The 13,385-nt window shown below is 34.2% G+C and carries 15 protein-coding genes; 4 read left to right on the top strand and 11 right to left on the bottom strand.

Annotated elements, in window-relative coordinates:
- Window positions 1-174: 174 nt before the first annotated feature.
- The 7 genes from WC644_02460 to WC644_02430 form a co-directional block, all read right to left on the bottom strand.
- Window positions 175-300 (bottom strand): hypothetical protein, encoded by a 126-nt coding sequence (locus WC644_02460; GenBank protein MFA5010793.1) that lies wholly within the window; start codon window positions 298-300, stop codon window positions 175-177.
- A 113-nt stretch (window positions 301-413) separates the two neighbouring features.
- Window positions 414-884 (bottom strand): hypothetical protein, encoded by a 471-nt coding sequence (locus WC644_02455; GenBank protein MFA5010792.1) that lies wholly within the window; start codon window positions 882-884, stop codon window positions 414-416.
- 30 nt (window positions 885-914) lie between these two features.
- The gene (locus WC644_02450) at window positions 915-1,532 is read right to left on the bottom strand and encodes a class I SAM-dependent methyltransferase (GenBank protein MFA5010791.1); all 618 of its coding nucleotides are present in this window, start codon (window positions 1,530-1,532) and stop codon (window positions 915-917) included.
- 3 nt (window positions 1,533-1,535) lie between these two features.
- The gene (locus WC644_02445) at window positions 1,536-2,168 is read right to left on the bottom strand and encodes a DUF2202 domain-containing protein (GenBank protein MFA5010790.1); all 633 of its coding nucleotides are present in this window, start codon (window positions 2,166-2,168) and stop codon (window positions 1,536-1,538) included.
- 420 nt (window positions 2,169-2,588) lie between these two features.
- Window positions 2,589-3,047, bottom strand: coding sequence for a hypothetical protein (locus WC644_02440; GenBank protein MFA5010789.1), 459 nt, complete (start codon window positions 3,045-3,047; stop codon window positions 2,589-2,591).
- A 163-nt stretch (window positions 3,048-3,210) separates the two neighbouring features.
- A complete protein-coding gene (locus WC644_02435) occupies window positions 3,211-3,999 on the bottom strand; it encodes a 2-oxo acid dehydrogenase subunit E2 (protein ID MFA5010788.1) in 789 nt (262 codons plus the stop codon).
- A gap of 163 nt (window positions 4,000-4,162) precedes the next feature.
- Window positions 4,163-4,372, bottom strand: a complete 210-nt coding sequence (locus tag WC644_02430) for a ParA family protein (GenBank protein ID MFA5010787.1) — start codon at window positions 4,370-4,372, stop codon at window positions 4,163-4,165.
- A gap of 1,651 nt (window positions 4,373-6,023) precedes the next feature.
- Here WC644_02430 and WC644_02425 point away from each other — a divergent pair.
- Entirely contained in the window at window positions 6,024-7,922 is a 1,899-nt protein-coding gene (locus WC644_02425) for a T9SS type A sorting domain-containing protein (protein ID MFA5010786.1), read from the top strand.
- 129 nt (window positions 7,923-8,051) lie between these two features.
- Here the strand turns inward: WC644_02425 and WC644_02420 are convergent, their stop codons facing one another.
- Genes WC644_02420 through WC644_02405 form a run of 4 tightly spaced genes read right to left on the bottom strand, consistent with a single transcriptional unit; the run spans window position 8,052 to window position 10,658 of the window.
- Window positions 8,052-8,798, bottom strand: coding sequence for a ZIP family metal transporter (locus tag WC644_02420; protein MFA5010785.1), 747 nt, complete (start codon window positions 8,796-8,798; stop codon window positions 8,052-8,054).
- Window positions 8,799-8,816: 18 nt separating this feature from the next.
- Window positions 8,817-9,035, bottom strand: a complete 219-nt coding sequence (locus WC644_02415; GenBank protein MFA5010784.1) for a hypothetical protein — start codon at window positions 9,033-9,035, stop codon at window positions 8,817-8,819.
- Between the two features lie 15 nt (window positions 9,036-9,050).
- On the bottom strand, window positions 9,051-9,431 hold the full coding sequence (locus WC644_02410) for a NifB/NifX family molybdenum-iron cluster-binding protein (GenBank protein MFA5010783.1): 381 nt from the start codon (window positions 9,429-9,431) through the stop codon (window positions 9,051-9,053).
- A gap of 45 nt (window positions 9,432-9,476) precedes the next feature.
- On the bottom strand, window positions 9,477-10,658 hold the full coding sequence (locus tag WC644_02405; GenBank protein MFA5010782.1) for a PLP-dependent aspartate aminotransferase family protein: 1,182 nt from the start codon (window positions 10,656-10,658) through the stop codon (window positions 9,477-9,479).
- A 345-nt stretch (window positions 10,659-11,003) separates the two neighbouring features.
- On the opposite strand from WC644_02405, the gene WC644_02400 reads away from it, so the two are divergent.
- From WC644_02400 to WC644_02390, 3 genes are all read left to right on the top strand, one after another.
- The gene (locus WC644_02400) at window positions 11,004-12,032 is read left to right on the top strand and encodes a radical SAM protein (protein ID MFA5010781.1); all 1,029 of its coding nucleotides are present in this window, start codon (window positions 11,004-11,006) and stop codon (window positions 12,030-12,032) included.
- Window positions 12,033-12,146: 114 nt separating this feature from the next.
- Window positions 12,147-12,914 (top strand): ARMT1-like domain-containing protein, encoded by a 768-nt coding sequence (locus WC644_02395; protein ID MFA5010780.1) that lies wholly within the window; start codon window positions 12,147-12,149, stop codon window positions 12,912-12,914.
- Between the two features lie 23 nt (window positions 12,915-12,937).
- The gene (locus WC644_02390) at window positions 12,938-13,384 is read left to right on the top strand and encodes a CGGC domain-containing protein (GenBank protein MFA5010779.1); all 447 of its coding nucleotides are present in this window, start codon (window positions 12,938-12,940) and stop codon (window positions 13,382-13,384) included.
- Window position 13,385 lies beyond the last annotated feature (1 nt).

Here is a 13,385-nt window from a genome sequence, read left to right as displayed (position 1 = left end):
AACATAAATAATACTTGTTATTAGCAAATTATTTATATTGAAATTAATTGTCAATGGAAATCAAAGGCTCTTGTTGGCTATTAGCAGCCCTCACCTCTGTCATCTCCTCACCTCTGTCATCCCCGAGTGCTCTTATCGGGGATCTTATCACGATAATTAAATCGACTTTCCTATTTACATATCGACAATAGACACATCTTCAAGCATGTTCTTCTCTGTGTTCTCAGGGAACTCTGCGGTAAAAAGCCTCATCATTTTTTGTCTTTGTTCTATTCCATCCCCTGTTTTAACATCTTTCACCTTTTTTTAATCTGTTCTATTCTGTTTATCACATTTTAAATCACTGTCTTTACTTGGATAGTTGCATAATTGCATATCTGCCGCTGTGTACCATTACTCTTCATCATAACACCTTAGTCCTTATATAATAGCTTTCTGTTTTTGTATATATACCAGATACCCCACAATCCATAAGCAGTAAATACAATTAGTAGTATTGTATATGAAAAATAATTTGAAAAGTAAAACCCGGGAGTTCCTTTAGCAAAAAAGAAAAAGAATAATGAAACCATTGGCCAATAAGCTGTAATTCCTAAAGCACATAGCATTGAATAAACGCCCCATTCCTTTTTTAGCCATAATCCTATAAGCCCAAATACCAATAAAGGAATGTATATAATTGTATCGCCTAATCCAAAGGCTTTGTTTACGGCAACGGCCGTTTCTCCCACTACATTCACTGGTTCTTGGAGCCCTAACGAAACCGGAAAATCATAATTGATAAATGACATCATTTGTCCAAGAATAAGACTTGCCAAAAGAAGCAATCCCGTGATTATTAAAATCCAAAACCCGGGTAATTTATTTTTATTTAAATTCTTCATACCTTCTTTAAAAATTATTTATAAATAATATTACGCTCTCTCAAGCACACCTATATGTGAAGTGATTGGTTTGTTTACTATCTCTTCAACAACTTTAAGCCCGCTCTGCCCTGCAAGCACGCGAAGCCCCCCTTTTAAAACATAAGACTTGAAGTTTCTGTAATGCTCTCTTCCCGCAATAAACTCAACAACTCCATTTATAAAATCCGTAAAACCTCCGCTTCTTGGAACGAAGTAATCAACTATTATTATTCTTTCGGCATGCCGTGAAAGCAATCGCAACAAAGGAACCCTGTCCGGCTCATCTATTTCGTGAACGACATAAGAAAGAACTGCATAATCATACCTTGTTTCGTTTTCTTGAAGGTATGTGTATGCATCGGCATGAATAAACTTTATTTTCTCCGGATTATCCGCCGTGAGTTTTTTCCTTCCAGCATCGATATTCCTAATGGATAAATCTATTCCGGTATAACTTCCGTATTTATCGCTAAGCCGAGCCGCCATCCTGCCCGTTCCGCATCCCACATCTAAAATGTTTGAATATTTATTTATTATTTTTCTTACTTCTTCAAATGCCTCGTCCTGATTTGGCGCTATCACTTTGTCATAGAACATTCCGTCATACCAGTGATTCTTGTTTTCCATTTATCAGTTTACAATTTCATCAAAATATTTTTTATCAAGATGTTTCGGAGTATATGTTTCACCCCGTCTGCTTATGTTTCTCGTAAAAGCCCGAAGATGATTTTCTGATGCTCTTTGCAAATTGTTATATACAATAGCTATATCCTTGTTGTCAGTGTTCTTAACTGCCTCCATCAAGTCTTTAATGTCAACCTCTTCAATCTCCGCCCCAGCCTTCAAAGCATCAAGTGCCGATTTATTTCCCTGCTCAATCAATGATAAATACAGATTCTTAATTTTTTCATTCTTAAACTCACCCGTTTTCAAACCGCTCACAGGATTTGCTATTCCGTACTTGTTTAGAATTGATTCTATTGCATCCATATGCCTCTGTTCTGCTTTCTTTATATTGCCAAATGGTCTCAGCCCCCATTTATCGAACAGGGTAACGTAAAAATCTCTTGCCATCTTTTCTTCTTCTATCATGTACAGCATTTCTTTCTCTTCTCCTGCTGAAACATCCTGCTTTGGTAAATCAACCGCATAATTGCACGAATGTTTTTCTTGTGCTTTTGCTTCTTCTGTAAATAAATATCCGTTAATAAATCCCGCGAATATTATCATCGAAAAAATCCCGAAAATAATTTTTGTCTTCATAATCATTAAATATTTGTATTTTAATATAAGTTTTAAATTCATAACTCACAACTCTTAATATTATAACTCATACTTCATATTTGCTTCTTCTCATACTTCATACTTCATAACTCATAATTCATAACCGTCTCTTCTTTCTCTTCAATTTCCATACCAATCTTTCATGTTTAAAACTATCCCAATCCGCAGTTTCCGTAACCATTAAATACCAAGATCACGAATATTTGCATGTTTTCTCTAAATATTCCGACAATTCTGCCGTTAGCAGATTAATCTAAGCCAGTAAACTGTTTCTGGCTTTGCATTCTGGCGGGCATTTTGAAGTACTTCACTGTCAATCAGGCGTAAACTTTGATATAAGACAAAGTTTGATTTAACCGCTTAACCGCTGCTTTAGTGTAGGTGATGTTATGCTAAGTATTAAATTTCTACATCAAGCTGTCTTCCTTCTTCAAATGCTTTTTTATCCATTCCGGAACCAAAAGCAATTCCAATTGCTAACCCTATTGGTAATCCAATACCTAAAAAGGCCATATTTCCAAGGCTAGCACCAAAAGCAGCACCAATCGGAATACCAAATGCAGCCATTCCAAGACCTGCCCAGATATTTCTATAGTAGTTTTTTGGCACCAGCTTAAGTTCTTTTTCAAGCATTTGGATAATCCTTGATTGTATCTTCTTTATTAATTTTCTCATATCATCTTCTGAAATAGAAGTTGAGTTCATCTTGTCAATGTCTTTATTAATAGATATCACCGGTCCATCAGGCAAATCCCTTTTTCGCAATTCAAATAATAGTTTATCAAACTTTACATACGTTTCTTTAAGTTTAACACTTTTCTCAATGTCTGGTTTTGGATTTAATTCATTAATCTTCATTTGTCAGTTTTTAAAATATTAAACATAACAGTTGTCAATATGGCCAGCGGCGGTTTGCTGGCCTCCTTCCTGTCCGCCGACACAAACGTCGAAGCGGGGTAGAATCCTTCAAATTATTACAGTCCCCGCCATTGGCTATATTACGTGTTGTGCGTTCGTGCTTCTATATATTTAATCCAGTCTCTATATTTTTCGATAATTCGCTTATAAAGCGTGCCATTGGTGCTCCATCAATCACATCATGGTCTAAAAGAATTGACATCTTTAGCATTTCTCTTATTTCTATTCTATCTTCAATTACTGACGGTTTCTTAATTATCGAACTTATACCAAAACAAATAGGATGTACTGAAATAGGTATAAACCACCCATTTACTTTTCCCATCATTCCAATTGAGGTGAATGCAACATTTCCCATTTTCCTAAAAGCTAATTTTGGGTGCTTTAATAAAAATCTCCAAAATTTTCTTCTGATAAATCTTGGAAGTAAATAGTAAATTCTATCTAATTTTTGAGTTTTCTTCAGAAGTACAATATCTTTTTCTGTAAATTCTGTATTTTTTGCCTCAGAAATTTGCTTTGTTATAGATTCAACACTTACCACATTTGCTTTTTCAATAATCATCGGAATAGGCACTTTTGTGCCTTTTATATCTTTTTCTACAACAATTGAGACATTTATATCATCAAAAATTATCTGTTTGTTTTTTCCAATCAGATATGAGCTTGATGTTTCATATTTCTTTATAGTACATGCAATTACATTTATCAGCCAGGAATTAAATGATATTTTATTAGAATGAGTATTATTATACTCTCTAATCCTCTTTCTACTCAATGTAACATCAACTTCAATTAATCCTGTAATATGATGTTTCTGTTTTCCTATCTCACAAACATCAATGCTAGCTACTCTTGAATCTGGGAATCTATATATTTTAAAATTTGTCATCTATATAGTCTTTTATTTAGAATGACGTTCAACGTTTTGGCCCTTGGCGCAGTGGTGGATTTCGGAGCACTTCATTTTAACACACTACAAAAGTTGAAGCGGGATAAAATGTTCAATTAACCACTTCACCCGCCATTGAGCCAAGCTCTTGTTACCGGTTGCCCTATTGTCGGCTGAAGTACTCATGAAAAAAGTGGTTTTCGCATGTTAAGAGGAAATGATTTTGAAATTGTGTTGCGTTGAATTGTGGGTCAATGTCAACAAGTAAGACTTTCTTGCTGTGAATTCTTGCAATTATGTAAGAAATATTTACAGAAAGAGTTGTCTTGCCAATACCACCTTTCATGTTAATTACTGGAATTATTTTACTCATATTTTTTGTTTACTGATTGTTTAATCTCTTTTATTCAATACAGTATCTATTGGTCTGCACTGTCGTCATTGGGTTACCGATAACGGTTCAATTTCACGAATGTTAATAAAAATATATTGAATATATTAAAAAATCAATATGTAATACTGCGTAATAACTATCCATTATTTATTCAAGCGAATGTTCGCAAATGTCATGTTAGCATAAGGCCTTCTGTACTCTGTACTTGCAAACCATTGTCAGTATTGAGTTTCTGTGTCATTGGCGTGTTGGTTGTGCGTTGCGTTTTTTATTCTTTTGAAGGGTCAAAGAATTCTTTAAAACCATTTTTGTCTGCGTTGGTTTTGCAAGTTCTTATGCAAACCTGGGCTTGTGTGTCATCTTATGTGGTTTGCATATGTGCTCTCAAAATGCGTTGGCTAAAACACAACCTTCACATCTTCTTTATAGTTCTGTAATGTTCCGTTTAGGCTGGCTGTCCAACCGTCAATAAATACATTACCATTTTTAATGGCATTTGAATAATCGTCACTGGTTATTTACTCGCTGTTGGAATTATGCAAAAAGTTTTGTTAGTAACTATTTAAACAAGATTTCTTTATTCTATTCTCATTGTAATATTGATGCAAAACAAATAATTCTTAATCAAATTAGAGATTACTTCTTTTACTAACAGCCATTAACTTTCAACTATAAGCTAATATTCTCCCTCCATTAATAGTCACAACATTTTCGGAAACTCTGATATTTTTCCGTCAAACCGAAGCATCATTTTAGTTTTTATAAATTTTCAAATATTTTAAATCCACGTTTTATCATCTTTCCTCATTTTTGAAAAAATATTTTTCTCATTTTCTGCGTCAGAGTTTTCGTTTCCGTTGTGATTAATAATGAAAGTCCTATCTTCTAAAATCAGATGTTATTTATTAACTAAAAAACATTGAACTTTCAACCAACATGCTCCCTTCATTATTAATCACAACATTTTTCGAAATTGTGCCACGAAAATTCTCATTTTAAAAATATTTTTCCCTTTAAAAAAATCTTTTTCTTAAAATAAACCCCTGTATTTTCTCTCCCTTAAAATCCGCACAAAAAAATCGACAAAAAAACGCCGTGTCCAAGTTTTGGTTTTTGTTGTGATTAATAATGAAGGGAGTGTGTAAAATAGGTGATAAAATTTCTCTGTTATTTTTTAAATATTGAATCCCTTAAAACGTTCTGAAATTGCACTTTCGCTTTTTCTTAATCTTGCACCCTCCTTGTACTCAAATTGGTCTTAATATTCAGTTGCTTTAAAAGTGCTTTTTTTCGTTTCTAAATTGTAATTAATTTTTTGCTATAATCAATTATCAATTATTTTCTCTGGCTCTCTGGGCACTCCGCGGAAAAATATTCTCTCTTAACAATTATAAAATCCGCGTTCTATTCCTTCTTCTGAGTTAAAATTATATTTTGTTCAACAAATTGTTTTACTCTGTCCCCCTGGGCACTCCGCGGAAAAAACATTCTCTTCAAATATAGTCTTGTAAACCAGTTATTTCAGTGTGCCCCTTTTTCTTTGCTCCATCTCTAAAAATCTATTTGCTGTTTATTCATTTTTTCGTGACCCGTTAATTGCTAACTTAAAAGGTAACTTAATATTATTCGTATGAAATTCTTATCGTCTATCTCAATATTTGTTGCACTGCTGCTTGTGAATATTTCTCTGGCTCAGCAAACCCCTTTGCCGACTCAGACTTCATCTATCTTTTCCGGCTCAGGCAACTGCGCAACTTGTCACACCGGTGATGGAATAATACTATCGGAAAACGGTGTAGATATTTCACCCGTTACTTACTGGCGCTCATCTATGATGGGAAATGCGTCTAAGGACCCGTTCTGGCGGGCAATCGTGGCCGAAGAAATTCATACTCATCCGCAATTCCAGTTTGTTATAGAAAGTACTTGTACGAAATGTCACGCTCCGATGGGACACAGGCAGGCAATACAGAATGGCGATTCAGGTTACACAATGACACAAATGAAAGCAGACACGCTTGCTAACGACGGCGTTAGCTGTACTTCATGCCACCAGATTAAAAACACAAACTTCGGTTCTTCATCAAGCTATAGCGGTGGATATAACATAACCACTGAGCGTATTATTTACGGTCCTTACCCGAATCCCTTCACTCAGCCTATGGTCACATTCGTTAATTATTTCACAATGCATTCGCTTAATATGAACAATTCAGAACTTTGTGCTACATGCCATACATTGTTCACTCCCACTATAAATTATGCAGGACAAATCGTCGGATCATTTCCCGAACAGACACCTTACATAGAGTGGAAAAACAGCATGTATAAAACATACAACATCCCATGCCAGACATGCCATATGCCTATTACGAATACACCGATTGATATTTCCACTATTCCCCCATGGGATACAACCAAAAGAAGTCCTTTCTGGAAGCATCTATTTAGCGGCGGCAATAAATTTATGAATAGAGTCCTGAAAAATAATATTGATTCGCTCCGCTTGTCTGCTTCAGGACCAAACTTTGATACTACATTGGTTTACACAGAAAAGATGTTAAAGGAAAGCGCCGTGAATATTGCCATTACACCCTCATACAGCGCAGGGTTTATGAACATCGGCGTAACTGTTGAAAATCTTACAGGACATAAAATACCAACGGGCATTCCGTACAGACGAATGTGGGTTCATTTAAAAGTAAAAGACCAGAGTAATAACACAGTCTTTGAGTCCGGAAACTGGAATGCTCAGGGCGAAATCATTGGTCTGGATTCGCTTTACGAACAGCACTATTCTGAAATTACTAACCAAAATCAGGTTCAGATATATGAAGGTGTTTTAAAAGACGTTAATGGGAATTTCACTTTCAACCTGTTAAGAACTGCGGCTTACTTAAAAGATAATCGTCTGCCGCCCAAAGGATTTAATACATCCCATCCAAGCTATGATACTGTTGCTATTGTGGGCGGTGCAGTTAACGACACAAACTTTAACAGACTCGGCGCCGCGCAGGGTACTGGCAAAGATGTTATTTATTATAAAGTACCTGCCGCAGGCGGGGCGCAGTTTACAATTTCCGCCGAACTCTGTTATCAGACTGTTACATCCGGATTAGTAAATTATATTCAGGGAATCAGTTCGCCCGATATAGAGAAGTTTGTAGCCCTTTATAACGCAGCAGATAAATCTCCTGTTATAATGAAATCTGTATCATCACCTTTCATAACAGGTATTAACCCTGTCTCCGGCAACACACCTTCATCATTTAAACTTTATCAGAATTATCCGAATCCGTTTAACCCGTCAACAAAAATTAAGTTCGACGTTCCGAAAGGTAATGAATACGTAAGTCTTAAGGTTTATGATATTCTCGGTAAAGAAGTCCGGACACTTTTTGCAGGTTATTTAATTCCGGGCTCTTATGAATCCGACTTTGATGCTAAATCTCTTTCTTCAGGAATGTTCTTCTGTGTCTTGCACTCAGAAAGTTTTTATGAAATCAAACGTATGATGTTTATCAAATAACGATTAAAGCGTTGTACCCGTTTTAATAAAACAACACTATAACTTAATGACTTATAGTGTTGTTTTAATAAGTAACCTCATTATAAGTACTCTGCTTCCTTTATCTTATAAAGTGTTTATTAACGTTTATCACGAATGGCTGTGGTATAAACTAAGAGCAAACAACAAAGTAACACCTATTAAAAATGACAGACCGTGAATAATATTGTTTTTTATGGTTGTGTGTTTATTAACTTCTGGAATTAAATCTGTTGCTCCAATATACAGGAAGTTTCCCGCCGCAAATGGTATAAGAAATGATACTTCAATTTTATCCGCAATAAAATAAGTGATGAACCCGCCGATTAAAAACGTAGAAGATGAAAGCAGATTATAAATTAATGCTTTCTTCTTATCCCATCCCGCGTGTACAAGCGCTGCAAAATCGCCAAGCTCCTGTGGAATTTCGTGGAAGACAGCGCCCAACCATGCGATTAAGCCAAGATTAAAATCTATAAGAAACAGCCCCGAAATTGACAAACCTCCTATTAAATTATGAAGCCCGTCTCCAATTAATATCAAATAGGACATAGGCTTTCTGCAATCGCTTTCCGCTTTTTTACAGTGATGATAATGTAAAAACTGCTCTAATACAAAGAAAAGACTAAAGCCTGAAGCAAATATTAAGAAGAACATTTTGACATCTTTAAAATGATTTAAACCCTCTGGAATCATCATAAAAAAGGCGCCGCCTATGAGCGAGCCCGCGGAGAAGGCAACAAGTGGTAAAAAAAGTTTTGACTGCGTTTGCTTTTTAAATAGCATAATGACTCCGCCGGACAGAGAAACCACACTTATTAAAACACCAAAAATTATTATTGTTAATAAATCATTCATTTTTTAAAACTTTTGATTTTATAAAATTATATAAAATTCTCCAATCCTGAAAAATAAAACAAATACTGCCCCAATAATACTTGCAGAGCCAATTCCGACTGGACAGACCGAAAATGCTACATACAAACCGGTAAAGCCGAACCATTTTGATACCACTTTTATTGTGTATCCTATAGGGGATAGTTTAACAGAATTATTTTCAACCATGTTTATTTTTTTAATATGATTATGTATCATATTTGATTACTAATTTCAATTATTACCGTGTTTATGTTCACGTTCGTGATGATGTTCGTGATCTTTACATATTTGACCGTTGTCCTTAATATTTCCCTTTAGCCATTCGCTCAAAACATTTTGAATATCCCCGGAGCACCCTCTGACAACCGTTATTCCGCTGTTGTTTAATTTGTTTACTGCTCCGCTGCCAATATTTCCTGCAAGCATTATTTTAACACCTGTTTGTGATAACTTCTTATCAATATCGGACTGACAACCGCATCCGTTGGGAGATGCTATCATTTCTTCGCATATAACATCTTTCTCTGCATTTGTTGTATAAACCATAAAATATTCACAATAACCATAATGATCATCAATTTTACCCGAATAAGTAGGAATTGCTATTTTCATGTTTTGTTTTCCTTTAAGTAAGATTAATTGTAAGAATATGTTTTATTAAATTTTAGAAAATGCTTGTTCTAGATCGGAAATTAAATCTTTGACATCTTCTATACCCACTGAGTATCTTACAAGTCCGTCTGTTATCCCTGCTTTAATTTTATCTTTCGCTGAAATTTTAGAGTGTGTCATAGAAGCCGGATGTTCAATTAAAGACTCAACTCCTCCCAAAGAAACTGCAAGCATTGCAAGTTTAACATTATTCAATAAAGTTTTTCCTGCTTCAAATCCACCTTTTAAGCCAAAGCTAATCATTGAGCCAAATCCGTCCATCTGTTTTTTAGCAAGTTGGTGCTGTGGATGAGATTTAAGTCCAGGATATTTTATCCACTCTACTTTTTCATGCTTTTCAAGAAATTCTGCAATTATCATAGCGCTTGCTTGTGCTTTTTCTATTCGAATACCAAGTGTTTTAATGCCTCTAATTACAAAATATGCCTGGTGTGGGTCCATATTACAACCAAGGTTAATCATAGTTGATCGAAGTTTTTTATACATTGATTCTTCTTTAGCTACAACGATACCGCCAACAATATCAGCATGTCCATTAATAAATTTTGTTAACGAGTGTAAAACAATATCAGCGCCAAACTCCAGAGGTCTTTGCAAGTAGGGACTTGAAAAAGTGTTGTCAACAACCATTATCAAGTTATTGTCTTTTGCAATTTTTGCACAAGCCTCTAAATCACTTATTTCTATTGTGGGATTTGCAGGAGTTTCCAAATACAATACTCTTGTATTTGGTTTAATTGCTTTAATAATATTTTCTATGTTTGAAGAGGTAACATATGACGACTCTATACCAAAGCCTGAATAATACTCTTCCATAACAACCCTTGAAGGACCATAGACAGCATCTGAGCTAATAATGTGGTCACCTTTTTTTAACAACCCCATATAAACAGTATTAACTGCTCCCATTCCCGAGCTTGTGGCTATACCACCAAAACCCTTTTCAAGATCAGTAATAATGTTTTCAAGAACTTTGATTGTAGGGTTCCCCAGTCTTGTATATATATAGCCGTCGCTTTCTCCGTTAAAACAAAGTGCCGCCTCTTCTACGCTTTCAAATTGAAACGTAGAAGATTGAAATATTGGAACGTTTACGCATCCCGATAGATCTTTGTAACCGCCTCCATGAATAAGCTTAGAATTAATCCCAAGATTTTTTGTGTCCATTGTTCGATAGTTAATTTGTTAAATGTTTTATAATTATTTAATTCTGTTACAACTTAATTGTTTTCTTTAACCATTTATTGTTATGATGCTCTGACAATAGGTGTGTTTTCTCTTGAACTCTCTAAAGTTGTTGCAAAACACTTTTTAAACAATATTTATAAGAATGATTTATTCGCTTGACTTGTTAAATATTATTACATAAATTAATTATGAACATATGTTCATAACAAAATAATAAAACATAATTAAAAAACAAATGGTAATCGCAGTAGCCATGGATAAAATAATTCGGTATAAAAGTGATAAATGTTAACTGTCTTTAGACTTGAAATGAAGGGGTATAAAATGACTAATATTAAGCAATGGTTTAAAATAAAGGCGGCAGCAATATGTGATTTACTTGAGAAGAATATTCTTTCGAATAAATCTCTTAAATGTAAAGTAGTATTCGGACCTATCCGTTCAAGAAGACTTGGATATGTTCTTGGGGTAAACAATATAAAACCAAACGTTTGTTCATATAATTGTATATATTGTTCCTCAGGCAATAAAAACTGCTGTTCAATATGTACAAACAGTTGTCTTTCTCCGTTCGAACTTCATCTTTCCGTAAAAAACAAATTAAATGAAATAGAAAAACTAAATAAGAAAATAGATTACATAGTGTTTACCGGAAGTGGCGAACCCGCACTTGATACAGAATTATCAAAAGAAATATCAATATTAAGAGATTTTGGTTATAAAATAGCTGTTTTTACGAATGCGTCACTTATTTGGAATAATCATATAAAAGAAAACATTAAATTCGCCGATTATGTATCTGTTAAAATTGACACCGTTAATCCGGAAACGTGGCATAAAATTAACCGTCCTCATAAAAGATTAAGATACGATTTAATACTTGATGGTATCAAAACGTTCTCGAAAGAGTTTAGAGGAACTCTCTCAACAGAAACAACAATCGTTAAAAATATAAACGACAATAATGTAGAGTTAGGAAGACTTTCAGAATACCTTAACACGTTAAATAGAGCAGTATCATATTTTACAGTACCCATATTCCCTCCGGAAATAAATTACGCTGTTAGTCCGGAACCAGAGGACCTTGAGCACTTAAAAATTTTCATAAAGGATAAAATATCAAAATCGACACTATTATGCTGTCCAACAGAGGATGAATTTATTGCTACCGATGATTTTGAAAATGAATTGTTAGGGTTGCTTTCAATTCACCCAATTAGTAAAGAAGCAGTAAAACACTATATAAAAAATAATATTGACTCGAACAAACTCAAAGAAATGATTGACAAAAGAATAATTAGAGAAGTTGAATTTGCTGGAAAACATTATTATATGGAAAATATGGCTTCATAATAACAACTTTTTAAAATATTAAAGACAAGAAATGTTCCTTGACCCGTCGTGTATACCCTGCATTGTAAAGCAGGCATACAATACATCAAATATGTTTACTAAGACAATAAAAAATTGCAACTTAAAATTTTAAAGGAAATCTGTAAAGAAATTTATGGTTTAAGTATTAATAAAAGTGCGCCATATTTTTCATCTAAATCTCAGAAGATTATTGAGAAATATACAGGTTCTACTAATCTATACGATCCCATTAAAGAAAAAAACCTGAGAAAGGTTAAAAGATATTACAAATATGTAAAGATACTTGTTGAGGAATCAAAAGATGAACTGGAGATGTCAATAAGGGCAGCAATAATTGGAAATGTAATTGATATAGGTACTAATCCTGATTTCGAAATGGAACACGAAATAAACAGATTCTTATCCTCTGATATAGAGTTATCCGCCTTAAGGAAATTTAAAAAGGATTTGCGAAGTGCAAAACTGTTATTATACATAGGCGATAATTATGAAGAAGCTTTATTTGACAAACTCCTTATTAAGGAGTTAAAGAATGTGAACACGGTTTTTGCTGTCCGCTCAAGGCAGGTATTAAACGATATTACTTTTAAGGATGCAAAGAAACTCAATCTGGATAAAATTTGCAAAGTAATTGAAAGTGGCAGTACAATTGCGGGGACTGATTTAAAAGAATGTACGCCTGAGTTTAAAAATATTTATAAAAATGCCGATATTGTAATTGCAAAAGGGCAGGGAAATTATGAAACATTGATCGACGAAAAAAGACCAATATACTTTCTCTTTAAAGTTAAATGCGAAGCAATAGAAAGAAGGTCGGGTTATAAAAAGGGGAAAGGTGTATTATTGTACAGTAAAAATTAATCAAATAAAAACAATAAAAAAGTATGGCTGAAAATATAAATATTGGTATCATAATCTGTGACAGATATAAAAGCTGCGCAGGTGGTAAATGTTTCAGGGCAATTAAAGAAAGGTCGGGTGCTTTCGACTTGTATGCAGATAAAGATGTCGAAGTTGTAGGATATACTTCGTGCGGAGGTTGCCCAGGAGGAAATATTGAAAACAGTATGGAAGAACTAAAGAAAAACCAAGTCGATGTAATTCATTTTGCAACCGGAATGCTGGTTGGTTATCCTCCTTGCCCAAACATAAATTACTTCAAATCTTTTGTTGAAAATAAACACGGTCTGAAAGTTGTTGTAGGTACTCATCCTATCCCTGAAAAATATTACTTAACTCATAAAGAAATTAAAACATGGAAATCCGAGGAATGGGTCGATTTGTTAAAACCAACGTTAAGCAGCAAAGAAACAAGGCTAACTTATGATTGAG

This window comes from Ignavibacteria bacterium, from assembly GCA_041649015.1.
Lineage (GTDB): Bacteria > Bacteroidota > Ignavibacteria > Tepidaquicellales > Tepidaquicellaceae > CAIKZJ01.
Note: the sequence above shows the minus strand (reverse complement) of the source record. Positions and strands in the feature narration are given on the sequence as shown.

Bases quoted from the DNA above. Each gene is read 5' to 3' on its own strand.
- WC644_02390 (MFA5010779.1), top strand. From the start codon at position 12,938: ATGGCTGAAAATATAAATATTGGTATCATAATCTGTGACAGATATAAA.
- WC644_02455 (MFA5010792.1), bottom strand. From the start codon at position 884: ATGAAGAATTTAAATAAAAATAAATTACCCGGGTTTTGGATTTTAATA.
- WC644_02425 (MFA5010786.1), top strand. From the start codon at position 6,024: ATGAAATTCTTATCGTCTATCTCAATATTTGTTGCACTGCTGCTTGTG.
- WC644_02405 (MFA5010782.1), bottom strand. From the start codon at position 10,658: ATGGACACAAAAAATCTTGGGATTAATTCTAAGCTTATTCATGGAGGC.
- WC644_02450 (MFA5010791.1), bottom strand. From the start codon at position 1,532: ATGGAAAACAAGAATCACTGGTATGACGGAATGTTCTATGACAAAGTG.
- WC644_02410 (MFA5010783.1), bottom strand. From the start codon at position 9,431: ATGAAAATAGCAATTCCTACTTATTCGGGTAAAATTGATGATCATTAT.
- WC644_02445 (MFA5010790.1), bottom strand. From the start codon at position 2,168: ATGAAGACAAAAATTATTTTCGGGATTTTTTCGATGATAATATTCGCG.
- WC644_02435 (MFA5010788.1), bottom strand. From the start codon at position 3,999: ATGACAAATTTTAAAATATATAGATTCCCAGATTCAAGAGTAGCTAGC.
- WC644_02440 (MFA5010789.1), bottom strand. From the start codon at position 3,047: ATGAAGATTAATGAATTAAATCCAAAACCAGACATTGAGAAAAGTGTT.
- WC644_02430 (MFA5010787.1), bottom strand. From the start codon at position 4,372: ATGAGTAAAATAATTCCAGTAATTAACATGAAAGGTGGTATTGGCAAG.
- WC644_02420 (MFA5010785.1), bottom strand. From the start codon at position 8,798: ATGAATGATTTATTAACAATAATAATTTTTGGTGTTTTAATAAGTGTG.
- WC644_02415 (MFA5010784.1), bottom strand. From the start codon at position 9,035: ATGATACATAATCATATTAAAAAAATAAACATGGTTGAAAATAATTCT.
- WC644_02400 (MFA5010781.1), top strand. From the start codon at position 11,004: ATGACTAATATTAAGCAATGGTTTAAAATAAAGGCGGCAGCAATATGT.